We start from the raw sequence: 17204 nt of genomic DNA, 5'->3' as shown, positions 1-17204 counted from the left end.
CCAGCAGGCGCGTCCAGCACGCGGAAGGGCCGGTACGACGACGTCTCGTACCGGCCCTTCCGCGTGTGTGCGGCTGCCTCAGCGCGGCGCGTCGGCCGCCGACCCCCACTTCACGGTGGGGGCCTGTGCGGTGTGCAGGGCGGCCCTGCCCGCGTAACGGGCGGTGCCCAGCACGAAGACGTCCCGCGAGCCGTCCAGGACGCCTCCAGAGGGGTCGTCGTCCCCGGACGACCGCACGACGTCCCGCTCAGGCATCAGAACGTCTCGCACCACCACGGCGCACAGGTACAGCGTGCCCAAGAGGTGCACAACGATGGCGAGCTGGTACCCCTCCGTCGGGAGTCCCTTGTGGGCGTCCCCGCTCGTCGTGTACGCCAGGTAGAGCCAGATCCCCAGGAAGTACGCGACCTCGCACGCCTGCCAGATCAGGAAGTCGCGCCAGCGCGGCCGGGCCAGAGCGGCGAGCGGGATCAACCACAGGACGTACTGCGGCGAGTAGACCTTGTTGGTGAGGATGAAGGCGGCGACCACCAGGAAGGCCAGCTGTGCGAAGCGCGGGCGGCGTGGCGCGGTGAGTCCCAGGGCGCCGACGCCCAGACAGGCGACGAGCATCAGCGCGGTGGCCAGGGTGTTCACCGTGTCGGTGCTCAACGGGGAGTCCATCCGCTGCGAGAGGATCAGCCAGAAGGATCCGAAGTCGACGCCGCGTTCCTGGCTGAACGTGTAGAACTTCGACCATCCGTCGCTCGCGAGCAGCATCACCGGCAGGTTCACGACCAGCCAGGCGCTCACCGTGCCCAGCAGCGCGGTGCCGAAGGCCCGCCATCTGCCCGCACGCCAGCACAGGATCAGCAGCGGTCCCAGGATCAGCACCGGATACAGCTTGGCGGCCGTGGCGAGCCCGAGGAGCACGCCGAAGGCGACGGGGCGCGAGCGGGACCACATCAGCATCGCGGCGGCCGTGAGCGCCACGGCGAGCAGGTCCCAGTTGATGGTGGCGGTCAGCGCGAAGGCCGGCGCTAGGGCGACAAGGAGTCCGTCCCAGGGGCGGCGCCGGTGGGTGCGGGCCACGCACACGGCGACGACCGCGGTGCAGGCCATCAGTATCCCGGCGTTGACCATCCAGTAGATCTTCTCCTGGTGCTGGATGGATCCGCTGCCGGGCGTCACCCAGGACGCCATTTCCATGAACACGCCGGTGAGGACCGGGTACTCGAGGTACTCCATGTCGCCTGGCAGCCGGTCGAAGTACGGCACCAGGCCGTCGGCGAAACCGCGTCCCTGATAGAGGTGCGGGATGTCGGAGTAGCACGCGTGCGTGTACTGCGAACTGGCGCCGAGGAACCAGGCGCCGTTGTAGCACGGCATCTTCTGGACCATCCCGAGCGCGAACATCCCGAGCGCGACGAGAGCGATGATGCGCACGGGGGTCCACCAGGACGCCGCGAACAGCACTCTTCGGCCGACCGGGCCGCCCATCAGCTCACTGCCGGACCGGGCTACCTCGTCCTCCCTCGTGGGACGGACCGGTTCCTGCTCCTGCGGGCTCACAGGCTCGTACGCGCTCGTGCGCGGCGTCTCTGCGCTGGGGTCTGCACTGGGCATGCCCGACATCCTGCCGTACGCGACTGGGAACGCGGAGAGGGTCGCCGCACCCATCGGTGCGACGACCCTCGTTTCACGTGAAACATCCGCGGGGGAGCGCCCCTGTCGGCCCGCCGGGGTGTCCCGGCGGCCTCGGCTCAGTCCGATGGCCCGCCGAAGATTCCGCCCCCTCCGTTGCCATTGCCATTGCCGTTGCTGCCGCCACCGCCGACCGGATCCTCTGTCGGAGGTGGCGACTCCCCACCGGGCCCGCCGTCGACGCCACCGTCGGCTCCGCCGTTCTGCTGGCCACCGTCGTGGTTGCAGTCCCAGTCGAACGGGTCGCAGGTATCGGTGGGGTCGGGCGAGTGCGTCGGCGGCTTCGAGGGCTCGGTTTCCGTGGGCGTCGGAGAGGTGGTCTCCTCCGGCTCCTCGGTCTTCGTCGGGGTCGGCGGCGGAGGCGGCGTCTCACCGACGACCTTGCCGATCGGACCGGGCACCGGGAAGTTCACGACGGACTTCCCCTTGAGCGCCTGCTCCATGTAGTCCTGCCAGATCTGCGCGGGGAACGAGGCACCGTGGATCTTCTCCTCGCCACCCGTGCCGAACATCTCCAGGAACTTGCGCTTCTTGTTGGTCTCGTCGTCGTCGAGCCGGTACATGCTGACCGCCGTCGACAGCTGCGGGGTGTAGCCGACGAACCAGGCGGACTTGTTGCCGTCGGTCGTGCCGGTCTTACCGGCGACCTGGCGGCCCGTGAGCTTGGCGGAGGTACCGGTGCCCTTCTCCACGACGGTCCGCAGCACGTCGGTCACGTTGTCGGCGACCTCGGCGCTGAACGCCTGCTTGGTCTCCTTCTCGTGCCGGAAGACCGTGTCGCCCTCGTGCTCGACCTCGCTGACCGAGTACGGCTCGTTCTGCTTGCCGCTCGCCGCGAACGTGGAGTACGCGCCGGCCATCCGGATCGCGCTCGGTGACGAGGTGCCCAGCGAGAAGGACGGGTAGGTGGCACCGGCCATCGAGCTGTCGTCCTTGAGGCCGGCCTCCATGGCGGCCTGCTTGACCTTCTCCAGGCCGACGTCCATGCCGAGCTGCACATAGGCCGAGTTGACCGACTCCCTCATCGCCTCACGAAGATCGATCTGGAAGCTGGGACGGTTGTAGGACTGGTTGCCGTCGTTCTTCTGGTTCCACTGCTTGCCGTCACGGTCCGTCCAGATCTGACCGTTGTACTTCTGGATCTTCAGCTCGTTCTTGCCGCTGTAGAGACTCTTCGGGTTGACGATGGTGCGCTCGGCCTCGGACTGCTCCTCCGGCCCGTCCGGGTCACGCACGCCGTACTTGAACGCCGCGGCCAGCACGAACGGCTTGTACGTCGAACCGACCTGGGCACCGGTCTGGTCGGCGTTGTTGGTGAAGTGCTTGGTCGCGTCCTCACCGCCGTAGATGGCCTTGATCGCGCCGGTCTTCGGGTCCACGGAAGCCCCGCCGAACTGAACGTGCGTGTCCTTCTCCGGACGCACCTTCGGCTTGATCTTCTCCTTGCGGACCTTGTTCACCGCCTTCTCGAGCTCGTTGACCTTCCTCCGCTCGAAGGTCGTGTGGATCTCGTAGCCGCCCCGCTGGAGCTGCTCGGCAGTGATGTTGGTGTTCCTGATGACGTACGCCTTGGCCAGGTCCACGAGGTAACCGGTCTGGCCCGCCAGGTCCATGTTCGACCGCGGGTTCTGGAGCTTCGGGAACTTCGTGAACTGGGCCCGCTGCTCGCTCGTCAGACGGCCGTCCTTGACCTCCTCGTCGAGGATCCACGCCCAGCGCTTCTTCGCGCGCGCGGTGTTGTCCTGCTTGTTGGCCGCGGGATCGATCTCGGGGTAACCGGCGGGGTCGTAGTACGTGGCGCCCTTCAGCACGGTCGCCAGGAAGGCACACTGGCTCGGGTCCAGCTTGCTGGCTTCCTCGTTGAAGTACGCCCGGGCCGCCGCCTGGATGCCGTAGGCCCCACGACCGTAATAAGCGGTGTTGAGGTAGCCGGCCATGATGTCCTCCTTGGACACCGTCCGGCCGACCTTTATCGAGATGAAGAGCTCTTTGAACTTCCTGGTGAAGGTCTGCGACTGATCGCCGAGTCGCGCGTTCTTCACGTACTGCTGGGTGATCGTGGAGCCACCCTGCGTCTGCCCGCCCTTGGCCATGTTGACCACGGCCCGGGTGATGCCCATCGGGTCGACGCCCTTGTCCTTCTCGAACGTCTTGTTCTCCGCCGACATCACGGCGAAGCGCATCTCCTTGGGGATGTCGTCGTAGTCGATGATCTGGCGGTTGCGCTCACCACCGGTCGCGACCATCTGCTTGCCGTCGGCCCAGTAGTAGACGTTGTTCTGGGCCTTGGCCGCCTTGTCGACCTCCGGCACCTCCACCAGGGCGTACGAGATGCCGGCGACCGCCATCAGACCGCCGAAGAAGCCCAGGAACACGCCGGTGACCAGACGCCACGAGGGGACCCAGCGGCGCGCTCCGGACTTGCCCGCTCGCGGGTAGTCGATGAAACGCTTCTTGCGGGGCGGCTCCGCGCCACGGCCCCTGCCACGGCCGGGACCGGACGATCCGCCGGACCCGCCGCCGCGACGGCCGCCACCGCCGCCCGCGCGTCCGCCGCCGTCCGGCGCCCTGCGGCGTCCGCCGCCCGCGCCGACCGAACCGCTGCGCTGTGCGGCGCGCCGGGCCTCGGCCCTGCCGCCATAGGGGCGGTCACCGTCGTCGGGTGCCCCGGAACCGGGCCCCGGTCCTCCGTAGGAGGCAGAGGGTGATCCTGTGTCGCCCCGTGGTGCCGCGCGTCGACCGGACGGCGCCCCTGGGGTGCCGCGCCTGGCCGCGGCGCGTCCGCCGCCCTGCGGCTGCGGCGGTTTGCGACGGTGCTCGCTCATCGAACGATTACTCCTCGGGCAGGCGCAGCTGTCCACGCCTGGAAACGGCGGCTGGTTTCCGGTCCCCCCGAAGTGCGGAGGCGCCCGTTCCTGAACGCGCCCGCACTACACCGGGGACCACGACGCTCCCTGACGTCACTTGGTTCCCGGCGGCATGCATGGCGCACAGACTACGCACCGTCAAAACCCTCCTAGAGCCGAAGTTCACCCCAAATCAGGCAAGTTACTTCCTACGAATCGGTGATGTGACGCCGTTCACCGTGCCCCCTCTTGTCTCAACCGGATCGCCGTTCTATCGTCTCGATGTATCGAGTCGATACATCAGCTCGGCATAAAGGCCGTACTGAGGGACCGCGGCAGACGGGAGGCGAAGATGAGCAGGCGCTCCGGCATCCTGGAATTCGCTGTCCTCGGTCTGCTCCGCGAATCCCCGATGCACGGCTATGAGCTGCGCAAACGACTCAATACGTCGCTGGGAGTGTTCCGCGCCTTCAGTTACGGGACGCTCTACCCCTGCCTCAAGACGCTGGTCGCCAACGGCTGGTTGATCGAGGAATCGGGCGGCACTCCCGAAGACGCCCTCGCGGCTCCGCTCGCGGGACGTCGCGCCAAGATCGTCTATCGGTTGACGGCGGAAGGTAAGGAGCACTTCGAGGATCTGCTCTCGCAGACCGGCCCCGACGCGTACGAGGACGAGCACTTCGCCGCCCGTTTCGCCTTCTTCGGGCAGACCTCGCGAGATGTCCGGATGCGGGTGCTCGAGGGCCGCCGCAGCCGCCTCGAAGAGCGCCTGGAGAAGATGCGCGCCTCCCTGGCCCGTACCCGGGAGCGCCTGGACGACTACACGCTTGAGCTGCAGCGGCACGGCATGGAGTCCGTGGAGCGCGAAGTGCGCTGGCTGAACGAGCTCATCGAGAGCGAGCGAGCGGGACGGGACCAGCAACGGTCCGCTCCCGGCAGCTCCGCTCAGCAGAACAGCACATCTGGGGAGTCGGCGGGCCTGCCCCGGCGGCGGGAGAACGACCCGCCGCCGGATCCGTCCGATGACCCCGCCAAGTGAGACCCAGCGTTCCGCAGGGTTTCATCCGGAATACCGAGATCACACAGGGAGCAACCGGAATGGGTTCGGTTCGCGTAGCCATCGTCGGCGTGGGCAACTGCGCCGCCTCGCTGGTCCAGGGCGTCGAGTTCTACAAGGACGCCGACCCGGACACCAAGGTCCCGGGTCTGATGCACGTCCAGTTCGGCGAGTACCACGTCGGTGACGTCGAGTTCGTCGCCGCGTTCGACGTCGACGCGAAGAAGGTCGGCCTCGACCTCTCGGACGCCATCGGTGCCAGCGAGAACAACACCATCAAGATCTGCGACGTGCCGAACTCGGGCGTGACCGTCCAGCGCGGCCACACCTACGACGGCCTGGGCAAGTACTACCGCCAGACCATCGAGGAGTCCGACGAGGCCCCCGTGGACGTCGTCCAGATCCTCAAGGACCGCCAGGTCGACGTCCTCGTCTGCTACCTGCCCGTCGGTTCCGAGGACGCCGCGAAGTTCTACGCGCAGTGCGCCATCGACGCCAAGGTCGCGTTCGTCAACGCTCTCCCGGTCTTCATCGCCGGCACCAAGGAGTGGGCGGACAAGTTCACCGAGGCCGGTGTCCCGATCGTCGGCGACGACATCAAGTCGCAGGTCGGCGCCACCATCACGCACCGCGTGATGGCGAAGCTGTTCGAGGACCGCGGTGTCCGTCTCGAGCGCACCATGCAGCTCAACGTCGGCGGCAACATGGACTTCAAGAACATGCTCGAGCGCGACCGCCTCGAGTCCAAGAAGATCTCGAAGACGCAGGCCGTCACCTCGCAGATCCCGGACCGCGAGCTGGGCGAGAAGAACGTCCACATCGGCCCGTCCGACTACGTCGCGTGGCTCGACGACCGCAAGTGGGCGTACGTCCGCCTCGAGGGCCGCGCCTTCGGCGAGGTCCCGCTGAACCTGGAGTACAAGCTCGAGGTCTGGGACTCCCCGAACTCGGCCGGTGTCATCATCGACGCCCTGCGCGCCGCGAAGATCGCCAAGGACCGCGGCATCGGCGGCCCGATCCTCTCCGCGTCCAGCTACTTCATGAAGTCCCCGCCGGTCCAGTACTTCGACGACGAGGCCTACGCGAACGTCGAGAAGTTCATCAAGGGCGAGGTCGAGCGCTAAACAGCTCTCTCCTTGTTGCTTGTCGAGGGTCCCCGGGCATTCCGCCCGGGGACCCTCCTCGTATGTGAGGCTGTGATCCATGGCTGTCGTCGGTGACCTGCGGATACTGCTGCGGCTGCGGGACTTCCGGCGGCTGCTCGCCGTACGGCTGATCTCCCAGGGCGCGGACGGCGTCTACCAGGTCGCGCTCGCCACGTACGTCGTCTTCTCCCCCGAGAAGCAGGCCTCGCCCGGAGCGATCGCCTCCGCCATGGCCGTACTGCTCCTCCCGTACTCCCTGATCGGCCCCTTCGCGGGCGTCCTCCTGGACCGCTGGCCGCGCCGCCAGGTCTTCCTCCACGGCAACCTCCTGCGGGCCGCCCTGGCGTCCCTGACCGCCGTCCTGATGCTGAGCGGCGTACCCGACTGGCTCTTCTACGCCTCCGCCCTCTGCGTCACGGCCGTCAACCGCTTCGTCCTCGCGGGGCTCTCCGCCGCGCTGCCTCGGGTGGTCGACGCCGACCGCCTGGTCATCGCGAACTCCCTCTCACCGACCGCGGGCACGCTCGCCGCGACGCTCGGCGGCGGCCTCGCCTTCGTGATCCGTCTCGCGGCCTCGGACTCGGATGCGGCCGTGGTCCTCTGTGGCGCCACGCTGTACCTCTGTGCGGCGCTCGCCTCGCTCCGCATGGCGCGCGAACTCCTCGGACCCGACCCGGACCTGGTCCAACCGCGCCTGACGACCGCCCTGGCCGGCACGGCACGCGGTCTGAGAGCGGGGGTGCACCATCTGACGCAGCGCCCCGCGGCCGCCCGCGCGCTGGCCGCGATGACGGTGCTGCGGTTCTGCTACGGCGCGCTGACGGTCATGGTCCTGATGCTGTGCCGGTACGCCTGGACGTCGACGGAAGCCGACGGGCTCGCGCTGCTCGGACTGGCCGTGGGGATCTCCGGCGCGGGGTTCTTCGTGGCGGCCGTGGTGACGCCGGCGGCGGTGGGGCGGCTGGGCCCGGGCGGCTGGATCGTCACCTGCGCGGCCACGGCGGCGCTCCTCGAACCCGCACTCGGCCTCCCCTTCGAACCCGTCCCTCTCCTCATCGCCGCGTTCTTCCTCGGCCTGACGACCCAGGGCGCGAAAATCGCCACGGACACGGTGGTGCAGTCCTCGGTGGACGACGGCTTCCGCGGGCGGGTCTTCTCGATCTACGACGTGCTCTTCAACATCGCGTTCGTGGGCGCGGCGGCAGTGGCGGCCCTGATGCTGCCACCGGACGGCCGATCGGTCCCGCTGGTCCTGGTGGTGGCTCTGCTCTACGCGGCGGTTGCTGGCGGTATGGGCCGTTTCGGCGCGCAATAAGTGTCACATCAGTGACACAGAGCCCCTCTGGACTACAGAGATGTCGGTGGACCCGGATAACTTACGGGCGTCGTATTCGCGCCATCGCGCTCTCGTTCGAGGGGGACCCCCAAAGTGACCACTCCGCCGCCCCAGGGCCAGACTCCGTACCCGCCCCAGGGCCAGAACCCCTATGGCCAGCCCCAGGGCGGCGCCGCTCCGTACGGCCAGGCTCCCCCGGCCCCGTACCCGCCGCAGCAGGGCCAGCCGGGCGGCCCGACGGCCCCGTATCCGGCCTTCAACCAGGGCGGCCCCGTGCCCCCGCCGCCCGCCCCCCGTCGCGGTGGCGCCAAGAAGCTGCTCCTGCGCATCGGTGGCTTCATCCTGGTCGCGATCCTCATAGCCGTCGGCAAGTGGTACATGGGCAAGAGCGATGCCGAGTCCACCAGCGTCGGCAGCTGCATGCACAACAAGGGCACCGAGATTCGGCCGGATCTGGAAGAGGTCGACTGCTCCTCGAGTGACTCCGAGTTCGAGGTCGTCGAGAAGTTCGACGGTACGAGCGACAGCTCCAAGTGCGAGACGGTCAAGACGTCTGAGATCGCCTACTACCAGTCCGGCAAGGGCCACAACGTCGTGCTCTGCCTGAAGAAGGCATAGCAGGCAGCAGGAACCATCGAGGGGCGTTGTTTCACGGTTTCACGTGAAACAACGCCCCTCGGCGTATCCAGCCAGCGGGTGTTTCACGTGAAACACCCGCCGGTTCAGCTCAGTTCTGCGCCGCCCACCACTCCTTGAGCGCCGCGACCGCCGCGTCTCGCTCCATCGGGCCGTTCTCGAGGCGCAGCTCCAGCAGGAACTTGTAGGCCTGGCCGATGACCGGGCCCGGTCCCACGTCAAGGACCTTCATGATGTCGTTGCCGTCCAGGTCGGGGCGGATCGAGTCCAGCTCTTCCTGCTCCTGGAGGCGGGCGATGCGCTCCTCCAAGCCGTCGTACGCCTGCGACAGGGCATTCGCCTTGCGCTTGTTGCGGGTGGTGCAGTCGGATCGGGTCAGCTTGTGCAGGCGCTCCAGGAGAGGGCCCGCGTCGCGTACGTAACGGCGTACGGCCGAGTCCGTCCACTCTCCCGTGCCGTAGCCGTGGAAGCGCAGGTGGAGCTCGACCAGGCGCGAGACGTCCTTCACGAGCTCGTTGGAGTACTTGAGCGCCGTCATGCGCTTCTTGACCATCTTGGCGCCGACCACCTCGTGGTGGTGGAAGGAGACTCGGCCGTCGCCCTCGAAGCGCCGGGTCTTCGGCTTGCCGATGTCGTGCAGCAGCGCCGCGAGCCGCAGCGTCAGATCGGGGCCGTCCGTCTCCAGAGCCATCGCCTGTTCGAGGACGATCAGCGAGTGGTCGTACACGTCCTTGTGACGGTGGTGCTCGTCCCGCTCCAGACGCAGGGCGGGGAGCTCGGGGAGGACCCGCTCGGCGAGGCCCGTGTCGACGAGGAGAGCGAGGCCCTTGCGCGGGTGAGCGGAAAGGAGCAGCTTGTTCAATTCGTCCCGTACGCGCTCCGCGGAGACGATGTCGATGCGCTCGGCCATCGCCGTCATCGCGGCGACGACGTCCGGAGCCACCTCGAAGTCCAGCTGCGCGGCGAAGCGCGCGGCCCGCAGCATGCGCAGCGGGTCGTCGGAGAAGGAGTCCTCGGGGGTGCCGGGGGTACGCAGAACACGGTCCGCGAGGTCATCGAGCCCGCCGTGGGGGTCCACGAACTCCTTTTCGGGCAGCGCCACGGCCATCGCGTTCACGGTGAAGTCACGGCGCACGAGGTCTTCCTCGATCGAGTCGCCGTAGGACACCTCGGGCTTGCGCGAGGTCCTGTCGTACGCCTCCGACCTGTAGGTGGTCACCTCGATCTGGTAGCCGTCCTTCTGGCTGCCGACCGTGCCGAAGGCGATCCCGACCTCCCAGACCGCGTCGGCCCACGGCCGGACGATCTTCAGTACGTCCTCGGGGCGGGCGTCCGTCGTGAAGTCCAGGTCATTGCCGAGCCGGCCCAGCAGGGCGTCCCTGACCGAGCCGCCGACCAGGGCGAGGGAGAACCCGGCCTCATGGAAACGGCGGGCGAGGTCGTCCGCGACAGGGGACACACGCAGCAGTTCGCTGACCGCGCGGCGCTGCACCTGGCTCAGGGCGTTGGGATTGTCTTCGTTGGCGTTCGGCACAACAGAAAAGGGTACGTGCCCCGCGCGCCCCCGGCCGACCCGATTACCTTCCGCCCGCCGGTACCGTGCGGCCGCCCCGGCGCGTCTTCCGATCACGTGGAGCAGTCCGCGGCACTTCGCCACAGCGCGCATCGTTACCATGCGTGGACGCACAACCGACGACCACTGACGACGAGGGACGGGCGAACGCGTGGCCGAGGCGGCAGACTTTCCGGGGACGAGCCCCTCACCTGCCCGCCGGTGGCTGCGGCGCACCGCAGCACTGCTGGTGGGTACCCCTTTGCTGGCCGGGCTGCTGCAGGCACCGGTGGGCCCCGTGGCGCATGCCACAGGGCCCGGCGCGAAGGCGGAAGCCGCCGCGTCGCGCGTGAAGGCCGACGCCACCGGGTCCCGCACGGTCGACGTCTCCCTCGACGCACTCACCCCCACCGCTCCCGGTGAGGACGACACCCTCACGGTCTCCGGCACGGTCACCAACAACAGCAAGCAGACGGTGACGGGGGCGCAGGTCGGGCTCCGCGTCGGATCGCCCCTCGGCAGCCGCAGCGAGATCGACAGCGCCGCGAAGCGCACGGGCTTCCAGCCGGGTGCCGACGGCTCGGAGGTCGGCGGGAAGTACGTCGAGAAGATCGCCAAGCTCACACCCGGCGTGCGACAGGACTTCAGCATCTCCGTGCCGGTGAAGGCGCTGTCCCTCAGCACCAGCGGCGTCTACCAGCTGGGTGTCACCCTCACCGGCCAGAGCGCCGCCCAGCCCTACCCGCAGGTGCTCGGCATCGAGCGGACCTTCCTGCCGTGGCAGCCCGACGCCGCGGACACGAAGACGAAGACCACGTACCTGTGGCCGCTCACCACCACCACGCACCTCACGGCGAGGACCGGCTCCGACGAGCTGCAGACGCCCGTCTTCAAGAACGACGACCTCGCCGACGAGCTGGCCCCGGGCGGACGTCTGGAACAGCTCCTGTCCCTCGGCAGCCGCCTGGACGTGACGTGGGTCATCGATCCGGACCTGCTCGCCTCGGTGGAGGCGATGACGAAGAGCTACCGGATCGAGAACCCCGACGGAAAGACCACCAGGGCGGGCAAGCAGCAGTCGGTCGCCGGCCAGTGGCTCAACGACCTCCAGACCGCCGTCAAGGGCAAGAAGGTCGTCGCTCTCCCCTTCGCCGATCCCGACCTCGCCTCCCTCGCGCACACCGGCAAGTCGGTCAGCGGCTCCCTCGGTCACCTCAAGGAAGCCACCGACGCGGGGTACAAGGCGGTCACCACGATCCTCCAGGTGAAGCCCAGCACGGACTTCGCCTGGCCCACCGACGGAGCCATCGACCCGTCCATCGTCGATGTCGCCACCTCCGCGGGCGCGCACACGGTGATCGCCCGCAGCGACAGCCTGCGCGAGACCAATGGCCTTCAGTACTCACCGTCCGCGGCCCGGCCCATCGGCGGCGGTACCACCGCGGTCGTGGCGGACGCGCGCCTGTCCACGGCGTTCGAGGGCGACATGACCGGGGCCGAGAGCTCCACGCTCGCCGTCCAGGAGTTTCTCGCCCAGAGCCTGATGATCAACCTGCAGGACCCCGACAGGCAGCGGAGCATCGTCGTCGCTCCGCAGCGCATGCCCACGGCCAGCCAGGCGCAGGCCATGGAGAAGGCGCTCAGCTCTCTCGCGGGCGGGAAGTGGTCGCAGTCGCAGGACCTGGCAGCCGCCGCGAAGGCCAAACCGGACCCGCAGGCCACCACGCGGGTGCCTTCGGCCGCCGCCTACCCCGCCGCACTGCGCAAGCAGGAGCTCCCGCGCACGGCCTTCGAGAAGATCCAGAACACCAAGAGCGCGCTCGAACGCTTTCAGGTGATCCTCAGCGAGAGGGACCGCGTGGTCACCCCGTTCGGGAGGGCCATAGACCGTGAGATGTCGACGTCCTGGCGCGGCCGCCCGGCGCAGGGGGAGGCCTACCGGCAGAGCGTCTGGGCGTATCTCCAGGAGCTCACCCGGCAGGTATCGTTGATCAAGCGGTCCGACGCGAAACTCTCCGGCCGCAGCGCGACCATTCCGATCTCGGTGCAGAACAACCTGGTGCAGCCCGTCGACCACCTGGTCCTGCGCCTCTCCTCCAAGAACCCCACCCGTTTGAAAATCGGCGACGGGCAGTTCGAGGAGAAGCAGATCAAAATCGCGGGCGGTCATTCCCAGTCCGTGAAGTTCACCACCACGGCCAACGCCAATGGCCCGGTCCCGGTGTACGCGCAGCTCTTCACCGAAGACGGAGAGCCCTACGGCGAGGCCGTGCGCTTCGACGTCAACGTCACCGAGGTCACCCTCACCGTGATGCTGGTCATCGCCGGCGGACTCCTGCTGCTCGTCCTCGCGGGCTTCCGGATGTACACCCAGCGCAAGCGCGCGGCCCGCAAGCGCGCCGAGGAGGGCCCGGACGCAGGCCCGGAACAGGGCTCGGAGGACGGCCCGGACCACGGTCCCGAGGGTGAATCCGGTGACGGTCCCGGAACGGGCGACCCCGAGCACCCGAGTGACCCGACACCGGACACCGCACCGGAAAGCACCGACCCGTCGGACACGGGTGAGAGAGTGGACCGTTGAGCGATGTCGTGGCCGGTGGGCCCGGGGACGATGAGGTGGGGTAACCATGAACGCGCCGTACGACGGTGACCGTGGCCAGGGTTCGGGCGGCTCCGCCTCGCCCGGAGGCCCGCCGCCCGGCTCCCCCGAGCACGGGCAGGTACCCCCGCAGCCCGCGCCGGACATCTATCTCCAGGACGCCTACGACCAGGATCCCTACCGGGCGCAGGACCTCTCCGCCCAGGACCCGGTGGCCGAGGCGCTCTACGACCGTGCGGCGCACCCTCCGCCGCCGCCCGGCACCTATCAGCAGCAGCCTCCGCTCTACGCCCAGCCGCCCTCCCCGCACCACGCCCCCGACCCGCGCGTGTGGGCGCAGACCCCGGCCCCCGAGCCGGAGGGCCCGACCCGCCACCTCCCGTACGGCGACGACGCCCGCACGACGCAGTTCGTGGGCGTCGACGACCTGGTCACCCAGGCCGGCGAGGAGCACCACGAGCCGGACGCGTTCGCTCACCTCTACCGCGACCAGCAGCCGGGCGGATACCGCGGCCAGCAGTCCGCCTACCAGCAGGACGAGTACCAGCAGGGCGGCTATCAGCAGGCCGGGTATCAGCAGGGCGGCTACCCGCAGGGCGCGTACCAGCAGGGCGGCTACCCCGAGAACGACGGTTACGGGCAGGGGGACGGCAACGGCTCCCCCCAGAACAACGGCTACCCCCAGGGCAACAGCTATCAGCAGGGCAACGGCTACCAGCAGCCCGCCCAAGGCGGATACCCGCCGGCCGACCAGCCGATGGTCCCGAACCCCGCGGGCGCCCCGGCAGCCGCCCCCGTGGCCACCCCCGCTCCCGCGGCCGCGCCGGCACCCGCGGCCAAGGCGGGCGGGCGCGCGTCGAGCCTGCTGAAGTCGAGCGCGCTCATGGCGGCGGGAACGATCGTCTCCCGCCTCACCGGCTTCCTGCGCACCCTCGTCATGGCCGCCGCGATCGGCGTCGGCACGCTCAACGACTCGTACCAGGTCGCCAACGTCCTCCCGACGATGATCTACGTACTCGTCGGCGGCGGCGCCCTGAACGCCGTGTTCATCCCGCAGCTCGTGCGGGCCATGAAGAACGACGAGGACGAGGGCGAGGGCTACGCCAACCGCCTCCTGACCCTCGTGATGGTCCTGCTCGCGGCCGTCACCGTCATCTGTGTGATCGCGGCACCCGCACTCATCCGCATGATGTCGCCGACGATCGCCGACAACCCAGCGAAGATGGACGTCGCCGTCACCTTCGCCCGGTACTGCATCCCCACGATGTTCTTCATGGGTCTGCACGTCGTGCTCGGTCAGATCCTCAACGCCCGCGGCCGCTTCGGCGCGATGATGTGGACCCCGGTCCTCAACAACATCGTGGTCATCGCGACGTTCGGCGCCTTCATCTGGGCCTTCGGCAGCTTCACCGACTCCGACGTCAACGCGGGCAGCATCACGCCCGACGGGGTGCGGCTCCTCGGCATCGGCACCCTTCTCGGCCTGACCGTGCAGGCTCTCTCGATGCTGCCGTACCTGCGCGAGGCGGGCTTCAAGCTGCGGCTCCGGTTCGACTGGCGCGGGCAGGGCCTCGGCAAGGCCGCGCGCCTCGCCAAGTGGACGTTCTTCTTCGTCCTCGCCAACCAGCTCGGCATGATCGTCGTGACCCAGCTGGCCACCAGCGCCGGCGCGACGGCCGAGGACCACGGCCACTCGGGCACCGGCATCACCGCGTACAACTACGCGCTGCTGCTGTGGCAGATGCCGCAGGCCATCATCACGGTCTCCGTGATGACCGCGGTCCTGCCCCGCATCTCCCGCTCCGCGAACGACGACGACCCCGCCGCCGTCCGGGACGACATCTCGTACGGCCTGCGGACCTCCGCCGTGGCGATCGTGCCGTGCGCCTTCGCCTTCCTCGCCCTCGGCGTCCCGATGGCCACGCTGCTGTACGCGGGCTCGGGCTCGGGCGCGCAGAACATCGGCTACATCCTGATGGCGTTCGGGCTTGGCCTGATTCCGTACTCGGTCCAGTACGTCGTCCTGCGCGGCTTCTACGCCTACGAGGACACCCGCACGCCGTTCTACAACACCGTCATCGTGGCGGCCGTCAACGCGGCGGCCTCTGCTCTCTGCTTCTTCGTCCTGCCCGCCCGGTGGGCCGTGGTCGGCATGGCAGCCTCCTACGGCCTCGCCTACGCGGTCGGCGTCGGCGTCGCCTGGCGGAGGCTGCGCGTGCGGCTGGGCGGCGATCTGGACGGCGCCCAGGTGGCACGCACGTACACCCGGCTCTTCGGTGCCTCCATCCCGGCGGCGATCGTCGGCGGCGGCATCGGCTTCGCCATCCTCAGGGTGATGGGTACCGGGGCGTTCAGCTCCTTCGTGGCGCTGGTCGTCGGCGGCATCGCACTTCTCGGTGTCTTCTTCGTGGCCGCCCGCAAGATGCGGATCGCGGAGCTCAACTCCATGGTCGGCATGGTCCGCGGCCGTCTCGGTCGGTGAGATGAGCGGGTCCGCACAACCATCGTCGGCCACCGTGTGTCGTGCATAGCGCCGGACTGTGGGCACAATTGGCTTTGGCGTCCGACGAAGCGCAATGGATGGGGAGGCAGGAACGACGGTGGCGGAACGGAGCACGGCTGCCGTCGACGTGGCAGACAACAGCGGCGACGAGCCGCTGACCGCGAAGGCGGAACAGGCCACGGCCGACGGGGTGGCCCAGACCCGGGAGCGGGACACGGCAGCAGAAGAAGAGGCGGCGAAGACCGACAAGTCAGAGAGCCGCGGGGCCTCCTCACCCCCAGAACTGCACAGTGGCCACAAGCTCGCAAGACGCTACCGGCTCGAGGAGTGCGTCACCCGTCTGGACGGTTTCAGCAGCTGGCGTGCGGTCGACGAGAAGCTCCGCCGGGCCGTCGGCGTGCATCTCCTGCCCGCCGACCATCCGCGGGCCCGCTCGGTCCTCGCGGCGGCCCGTTCCTCGGCGCTGCTCGGCGACCCGCGCTTCGTGCAGGTCCTGGACGCCGTCGAGGAGAACGACCTCGTCTACGTGGTCCACGAGTGGCTGCCGGACGCCACGGAACTCACCGCGCTCCTCGCCGCGGGACCGCTCGAGGCCCACGACGCCTATCAGCTGGTCAGCCAGGTCTCCCAGGCCATGGCCGCGGCGCACCGAGAGGGTCTCGCGCACCTGCGCCTGACGCCGGGCGCCGTCCTGCGCACGTCCACGGGGCAGTACCGCATCCGCGGCCTCGCCGTGAACGCGGCGCTGCGCGGCATCAGCTCCGAGACGCCCCAGCGCACGGACACGGAAGCGATCGGCGCTCTCCTGTACGCCTCGCTCACCCAGCGCTGGCCGTACGAGGACGATGCGTACGGCCTCTCCGGGCTTCCCAAGGACATCGGCCTCATCGCCCCCGACCAGGTGCGCGCGGGCGTCCACCGCGGCCTGTCGGAGCTCGCCATGCGCGCGCTCGTCAACGACGGCGCGACCGCCTCCCGCCAGGACCCTCCGTGCACGACGCCGGAGGAACTGGTGAAGGCGATCGGCGAGATGCCCCGCATCCGCCCGCCTGAGCCGGTGTTCACCGCACCCCCGGAGTACCAGCGCACCACGTACCAGCAGGGCACGTACGGCCGTCCTGCGGCCCACCCCGGAGCCACCCAGCCTGTACCCGCCCCGCCGCCCCCGCTGCAGAGCCGCACCGGCAGGGCCCTGAAGTGGGGTGTCTCGGCGCTGCTCATCGCCGCACTGGGCCTCGGCAGCTGGCAGCTGGCGGATGCCCTGATGGACCGGGAGAACTCCGGGGACTCCGGTACGTCGCACACCAACGACGGTGGGGACAAGGGGCAGCCGAAGCCGGCGAAGCCGATCAGCATCGAGAACGGCCAGGAACTCGTCGTCGGGGGCAAGACCCAGGACCCGTCGAGCGTCCGTCACACGTACGACAAGGACGCGTCCTCGCTCTGGCGCACGAAGACGTTCAGGGAAGGGCCGCGGCTGGCCCCCTTCAAGGCCGGTGTCGGTATCGTCTACGACCTCGGCTCGGAGCACGACGTCTCCGAGGCGTCGGTGGCCCTCCGGTACAGCGGCGACCGCACCAAGATCTCGCTGTACGCCACGGACTCGCTGACGCCGTCGTCGGACGTCGAGTCCCTGAAGGAGATCGGCACCGCCTCCACGACGAGCGGCACCTGGAAGCTCAAGGCGAAGAAGCCGGTGAAGACGCGGTACGTGCTTCTCTGGATGACCGAGGTGCCGAAGTCCCCCGTTGATGGGTACTACGGAGCGGGGTACAAGCAAGCCATCACGGACGTGAAGCTCAAGGGCTGAGGGATCGGCCCGCCACGGCTCACTGGGGGAGGGGGTT

10 protein-coding genes are annotated in these 17204 nt (G+C 69.0%); 7 read left to right on the top strand and 3 right to left on the bottom strand.

Annotated elements, in window-relative coordinates; translation table 11 throughout:
• Positions 1 to 78 precede the first annotated feature (78 nt).
• Positions 79 to 1605, bottom strand: coding sequence for a glycosyltransferase family 87 protein (locus DEJ48_RS19575; RefSeq protein WP_150217439.1), 1527 nt, complete (start codon positions 1603 to 1605; stop codon positions 79 to 81).
• A gap of 137 nt (positions 1606 to 1742) precedes the next feature.
• Positions 1743 to 4508: a transglycosylase domain-containing protein gene (locus DEJ48_RS19570; RefSeq protein WP_150217438.1), complete on the bottom strand. Its 2766-nt coding sequence runs from the start codon at positions 4506 to 4508 to the stop codon at positions 1743 to 1745.
• Between the two features lie 373 nt (positions 4509 to 4881).
• On the opposite strand from DEJ48_RS19570, the gene DEJ48_RS19565 reads away from it, so the two are divergent.
• From DEJ48_RS19565 to DEJ48_RS19550, 4 genes are all read left to right on the top strand, one after another.
• Complete coding sequence (locus tag DEJ48_RS19565) at positions 4882 to 5568, top strand: PadR family transcriptional regulator (RefSeq protein WP_150217437.1); 687 nt, start codon at positions 4882 to 4884, stop codon at positions 5566 to 5568.
• A gap of 59 nt (positions 5569 to 5627) precedes the next feature.
• Positions 5628 to 6710, top strand: a complete 1083-nt coding sequence (locus DEJ48_RS19560; protein ID WP_150217436.1) for an inositol-3-phosphate synthase — start codon at positions 5628 to 5630, stop codon at positions 6708 to 6710.
• Positions 6711 to 6789: 79 nt separating this feature from the next.
• Positions 6790 to 8046 (top strand): MFS transporter, encoded by a 1257-nt coding sequence (locus DEJ48_RS19555; RefSeq protein WP_150217435.1) that lies wholly within the window; start codon positions 6790 to 6792, stop codon positions 8044 to 8046.
• A gap of 114 nt (positions 8047 to 8160) precedes the next feature.
• Complete coding sequence (locus DEJ48_RS19550) at positions 8161 to 8685, top strand: hypothetical protein (protein ID WP_150217434.1); 525 nt, start codon at positions 8161 to 8163, stop codon at positions 8683 to 8685.
• A 109-nt stretch (positions 8686 to 8794) separates the two neighbouring features.
• Here the strand turns inward: DEJ48_RS19550 and DEJ48_RS19545 are convergent, their stop codons facing one another.
• Complete coding sequence (locus tag DEJ48_RS19545; protein WP_150217433.1) at positions 8795 to 10237, bottom strand: CCA tRNA nucleotidyltransferase; 1443 nt, start codon at positions 10235 to 10237, stop codon at positions 8795 to 8797.
• Between the two features lie 190 nt (positions 10238 to 10427).
• Between DEJ48_RS19545 and DEJ48_RS19540 the strand changes: the two genes are divergently transcribed.
• From DEJ48_RS19540 to DEJ48_RS19530, 3 genes are all read left to right on the top strand, one after another.
• Entirely contained in the window at positions 10428 to 12836 is a 2409-nt protein-coding gene (locus DEJ48_RS19540; protein WP_150217432.1) for a DUF6049 family protein, read from the top strand.
• A 46-nt stretch (positions 12837 to 12882) separates the two neighbouring features.
• Positions 12883 to 15336 carry a murein biosynthesis integral membrane protein MurJ gene (gene murJ / locus DEJ48_RS19535; RefSeq protein WP_150217431.1) on the top strand — a complete coding sequence of 818 codons (2454 nt, stop codon included), beginning with the start codon at positions 12883 to 12885 and terminating at the stop codon, positions 15334 to 15336.
• 118 nt (positions 15337 to 15454) lie between these two features.
• Entirely contained in the window at positions 15455 to 17167 is a 1713-nt protein-coding gene (locus tag DEJ48_RS19530; RefSeq protein WP_150217430.1) for a protein kinase family protein, read from the top strand.
• Positions 17168 to 17204 lie beyond the last annotated feature (37 nt).

The sequence above is a fragment of the Streptomyces venezuelae genome (assembly GCF_008642315.1).
Lineage (GTDB): Bacteria > Actinomycetota > Actinomycetes > Streptomycetales > Streptomycetaceae > Streptomyces > Streptomyces venezuelae_D.
This window is presented reverse-complemented; position numbering and strand designations above follow the sequence as displayed.

What these genes read in the sequence shown, in the direction of transcription:
- DEJ48_RS19560 (WP_150217436.1), top strand. Translation starts at nt 5,628, where the DNA reads ATGGGTTCGGTTCGCGTAGCCATCGTCGGCGTGGGCAACTGCGCCGCC.
- DEJ48_RS19575 (WP_150217439.1), bottom strand. Translation starts at nt 1,605, where the DNA reads ATGCCCAGTGCAGACCCCAGCGCAGAGACGCCGCGCACGAGCGCGTAC.
- DEJ48_RS19565 (WP_150217437.1), top strand. Translation starts at nt 4,882, where the DNA reads ATGAGCAGGCGCTCCGGCATCCTGGAATTCGCTGTCCTCGGTCTGCTC.
- murJ (WP_150217431.1), top strand. Translation starts at nt 12,883, where the DNA reads ATGAACGCGCCGTACGACGGTGACCGTGGCCAGGGTTCGGGCGGCTCC.
- DEJ48_RS19555 (WP_150217435.1), top strand. Translation starts at nt 6,790, where the DNA reads ATGGCTGTCGTCGGTGACCTGCGGATACTGCTGCGGCTGCGGGACTTC.
- DEJ48_RS19570 (WP_150217438.1), bottom strand. Translation starts at nt 4,508, where the DNA reads ATGAGCGAGCACCGTCGCAAACCGCCGCAGCCGCAGGGCGGCGGACGC.